Below are 851 nucleotides of genomic sequence, written 5' to 3'. Positions count from 1 at the left end.
CACGAGGTCTTCATGGCGCGGGCTGGCGACGCGATTGAGCACGACGCCCGCAAGCCTCACGCCGGGGCGATAATCGCGAAGGCCTGCGGCGATCGCCGCCGCCGTTTGTGCTTGACCTGAGGGGTCGATCACCAGAACCACCGGCCAGCCCAGCATCTCCGCGATATCGGCGGTGGCACCGGTGCCGGAGACGCCGCGCGCGGCGACGCCGTCGAACAGGCCCATCGAGCCCTCGGCAAGCACGACATCGGCATCCGCGCCGCGGCTGACGAGATGCGCGATTGTCCCGCGGTCCATCGCCCAGCTATCGACGTTGACGGAGGCCCGTCCCGTGGCGGCGGCGTGGAAGGCGGGATCGATGTAGTCAGGGCCGCTCTTGAAGCACTGTACGTTCAGGCCACGATTGCGCCAGGCGCGCGCGAGCGCCAGCGTCAGTGTGGTCTTGCCGACGCCGGAGGCCGGTGCGGAAATGACGAGGCTTGCTGCCATCACGACGCCTCCGGAAAGCGCGGTTCAGTGCCAACCGGCCGATAGCGACGGTCATAGTCGGCGGCATAGAGCCGGCTCTCGTCGAAATCCGCAGCGCCAAGCGTCTTGCCGACCAGGATCAGCGCGGTGCGCTCCATTTCCGTGCCGACGGCGGCATCGAGTGTGCCGAGCGTGGCGCGGACAATGCGCTGGTCCGGCCAGCTCGCGCGCCAGACGATCGCGACCGGGCAGTCCTCGCCATAATGCGGCGTGAGCTCGGCGACGACGTTGTCGAGCAGATGGATCGACAGATGGATCGCGAGCACCGCGCCGGTTGCGGCGAATGCGGCGAGCTTCTCGCCTTCAGGCATCGCGCTGGCGCG

At 68.6% G+C, this 851-nt stretch carries 2 protein-coding genes; both read right to left on the bottom strand.

Going from position 1 to position 851, the window contains the following annotated elements:
• A partial coding sequence (locus tag MOV75_RS40030; protein WP_247008356.1) for an AAA family ATPase occupies window positions 1–489 on the bottom strand: 489 nt, incomplete at its 3' end.
• Window positions 489–851 (bottom strand): SAM-dependent methyltransferase (locus MOV75_RS40025; protein WP_247008355.1); only part of this gene is annotated, 363 nt, incomplete at its 5' end. The genes MOV75_RS40025 and MOV75_RS40030, both read right to left, overlap by 1 nt.

Source organism: Bradyrhizobium sp. PRIMUS42 (genome assembly GCF_023006515.1).
In the GTDB taxonomy this organism is placed as follows: domain Bacteria; phylum Pseudomonadota; class Alphaproteobacteria; order Rhizobiales; family Xanthobacteraceae; genus Bradyrhizobium.
Note: the sequence above shows the minus strand (reverse complement) of the source record. Positions and strands in the feature narration are given on the sequence as shown.